General features: G+C 45.2%; 4 protein-coding genes. 2 read left to right on the top strand and 2 right to left on the bottom strand.

What is annotated here, in order from left to right; translation table 11 throughout:
- Both BG32_RS01535 and BG32_RS01530 read right to left on the bottom strand, forming a co-directional pair.
- The coding region (locus BG32_RS01535; protein WP_409072642.1) for a bifunctional metallophosphatase/5'-nucleotidase at nt 1-962 on the bottom strand (962 nt) is incomplete at its 3' end.
- Nucleotides 963-1,039: 77 nt separating this feature from the next.
- Nucleotides 1,040-1,525 carry a ferritin gene (locus tag BG32_RS01530; protein ID WP_014730734.1) on the bottom strand — a complete coding sequence of 162 codons (486 nt, stop codon included), beginning with the start codon at nt 1,523-1,525 and terminating at the stop codon, nt 1,040-1,042.
- A 244-nt stretch (nt 1,526-1,769) separates the two neighbouring features.
- Between BG32_RS01530 and BG32_RS01525 the strand changes: the two genes are divergently transcribed.
- Together BG32_RS01525 and BG32_RS01520 are read left to right on the top strand one after the other, a co-directional pair.
- On the top strand, nt 1,770-2,822 hold the full coding sequence (locus tag BG32_RS01525) for a BMP family ABC transporter substrate-binding protein (RefSeq protein ID WP_409072641.1): 1,053 nt from the start codon (nt 1,770-1,772) through the stop codon (nt 2,820-2,822).
- A gap of 53 nt (nt 2,823-2,875) precedes the next feature.
- Nucleotides 2,876-3,257, top strand: a 382-nt coding sequence (locus BG32_RS01520) for an ATP-binding cassette domain-containing protein (RefSeq protein ID WP_121526291.1), incomplete at its 3' end; no start/stop codon positions are given.

Below are 3,257 nucleotides of genomic sequence, written 5' to 3'. Positions count from 1 at the left end.
ACTGCAAAACCAACTCTTGTATCCAGAAGCTTCTGGATTTGATCATTATAACCTCTAAAGATCTCAACAACGGATTCGTCAGGAAGGAAACCAGACATCGAAAACTCATCAACCGATCTATCATGAATCTTCCAGCCTTCACCCGTCTTTTCTAGATAGATATCGATCTTACTCACGGATTCGTCTATATATCCGGGCCCAGAGATCACAACTCCATCAACGATTGCCGATTTAGTTGTAAGTTGTGGGCCTTTCAAGAATACATCTATTTCCCTAAGAGCCTTCACAATCTTACGGGCTTCTTCATTACTCCCACGATATGCCAGAACCAAAACGTCTACCTCTTCTCTAAGCTTGCCGAGATAATCACCAGCCGCATCGACAGGGTCAACGAAGGATAGACCGGCAAAAAACTCGGCCTCTTGCCAGGGCGGAATAACTTCCGTCACAAGACCAACGATGCCAACTCTTAGCTTCTCGCCATCGTCTTGTATCTCGACTACTTCAAAGGGCGAGAAAACCGGTTCTCCTGAAGATTTAAAGACGATATTTGCCGAGAGAAGAGGAAACTCAGAAGCCGAAATAGCTTCTTCAAGGAAACCTGGTCCATAAATGAACTCTTCACTCCCGATGAGTGATGCGTTGATACCGATAGCGTTCATCGCCTCAACAAATGGATTCAAATTGCAGTAATCTATTTTAGCCGAATAGTAAGAGAGAGGCGTTCCCCGAATCAAATTTCCAGTATCTATAAACAACGTGTTTGGATTGAAAAGTCTCATCTGATTGACAAAAGCAGCCAGTCTTGCCGGAAAGACGTCTTCGCTCTTCCCAGAGGAATAATCAAAGGGAGCAGTATTAGCGGGAACAAAGGAGGTGTGGAGAATCGTAAGGCGAAAATAAGAAGCCAGAGCCATTGTCAGAACGGAAACGGTAAGTATCAAAGCAAGAAGCTTTCTCATCTAAATCACCCTCTCAGGTCCGAGAACAAGAATCTCGACAGAAAGGAAAGCGGGATGACAGGTCATCCCGCACAAGATTATCTTTCGCCAAGTTGAGAATCAATCATGAAGATCCCGTTGGCTTGATTTCCAACCATCTTCAGTCTTTTCACAACATCTCTGAAATTCCTTTCCTCTTCGACTTGCTCGGTAACATACCACTGGATGAAGTCGTTCGTTGCGTAATCCCCCTCTTCTTCGGAGATTTTCACAAGGTTGTGGATCCTGGAAGTAATGTACTTCTCATGCTCCAACCCCTTTTCAAAAACGTCCAGCAAAGACTCGTATTCTCCGTTTGGTTTTTCAATGCCCGGGATCTCCGCAGTTGCATCGACGTCTTTAAGATACTGTATAAACTTCATCGCGTGCTCTTCTTCCTCTTTTGCCTGCTTCCACATGAAGTTCTCGGCCCCAAAGTATCCATTCTTGTGAGACCAGGCAGCCATGCTCATGTAGATAAACGCAGATTCGAATTCCGCCTTTATCTGGTTATTGATTTCCTTTTCCATTCTAGCTGTAATCATAGTTACCCTCCTTCAGCTGTATCAATATCAACACTTCTTTCATGATATTTTACCACTATGCAGCGAACTCTAAAATTAACTTAATAAGAAGGATGGCTCAAATGTTGCCAAAAGCTGTTCTAATGAGTTTATACACCCAGTCGTTTTCTAGTTTGGTCGTCTCTTTCAATTTGGATTGGCAAGCTCATAAATGTATAATTTCTACGTCAGGATAACCTATTCCACTACAAAGGGGGTAATGACAGTGAGGAAGATCTTTCTGTTTTTCTCAATGATTCTGATTGCTGCAGCTCTTCTGGCAGCACCACTAAAAGTAGCCTTCGTTTACGTTGCACCGGTGGGCGATGGTGGCTGGAGCACAATGCATAACGAGGGTAGACTACACCTGGAAAGAGTCTTCGGCGATCAAATCGTTACTGATTTCATTGAGAGCGTACCTGAAGGAGCTGAGGCGGAAGTTGTATTTAGAGGTTATGCCCAAAGAGGATACGACCTCATCTTCGGGACCAGCTTCGGCTACATGGACAGTATGGTAAAGGTATCACAGGCCTTCCCGAATTCAACGTTTATGCATTGTTCCGGTTACATGACCACCGATAATCTCGGCACCTATTTTGGAAGAATGTATGAGCCGAGATTCCTTAGCGGTCTGATCGCAGGAGCAATGACGAAAACCAACATTATTGGTTACGTCGCCGCCTATCCAATACCTGAGGTAATACGTGGAATTAACGCCTTTGCGATGGGTGTCCAGTACGTTAACCCCGAGGCAAAGGTCCATGTAGTCTGGTCCAACACCTGGTTTGATCCGGCAAGAGAGAAAGAGGCAGCGGAATCACTTCTGGATATTGGTGCAGACTTGATAACACAGCATCAGGATTCACCGGCTCCCCAGCAGGCAGCAGAAGATAGAGGTGTCTTTTCAATAGGATACAACAGTGACATGAGTGCCTTCGCGCCAAATGCTTTCCTCGCAGCCCCCGTTTGGGACTGGGGTCCATTTTATGAATATGTAGTCAGAAATGTCATGGACGGAACCTGGACCAATGAACAGTACTGGGGAGGGATCAAAGAAGGTGTTGTCGACATCTTTGTATCCGATCTTGTTCCAGATGGTGTGGCAAAACTCGTGATGACCATGAGAGAAGCAATAGTTCAGGGTCTGTTCCACCCGTTTGACGGTCCAGTCTACGATCAGTCAGGAGCTCTAAGGTATGCTGAAGGCGAAAGACCAACTGACGCAGAGCTTCTTAGCATGGACTGGTTCGTAAACAATGTAGTTGGAAAGATTCAGTGATAGTTTTGGGGGGCCGCCAGGCCCCTCGATTTCTTTCTTTGGAGTGATATTACTTGGCCGATCTTCCGATCCTAGAAATGAGAAACATCACCAAAGCCTTTCCCGGTGTAATAGCAAATGAAAATATCTCTCTTGACCTAAAAAAAGGCGAAGTTCATGCTCTTCTTGGAGAAAATGGAGCCGGAAAGACCACACTCATGAATATTCTGTTCGGTATATACAAGGCCGATGAGGGAGAGATATTCATGGAGGGCAAGCAGATTTCCATCTCTTCTCCCCACAATGCTCTGAAATACGGGATAGGTATGGTTCAGCAGCACTTCACGGTAGTACCGTCGTTCACGGTCGCCGAAAACATTGTTCTTGGTCTTAAGGGAATGGGCTTCTTTATAAAAACCAAAACGGTCGAATCAAGCATCGAAAAGTTGGGCAAAA

It is taken from the genome of Mesotoga sp. HF07.pep.5.2.highcov (assembly GCF_003666285.1).
Classification (GTDB): Bacteria; Thermotogota; Thermotogae; order Petrotogales; family Kosmotogaceae; genus Mesotoga; species Mesotoga prima.
Note: the sequence above shows the minus strand (reverse complement) of the source record. Positions and strands in the feature narration are given on the sequence as shown.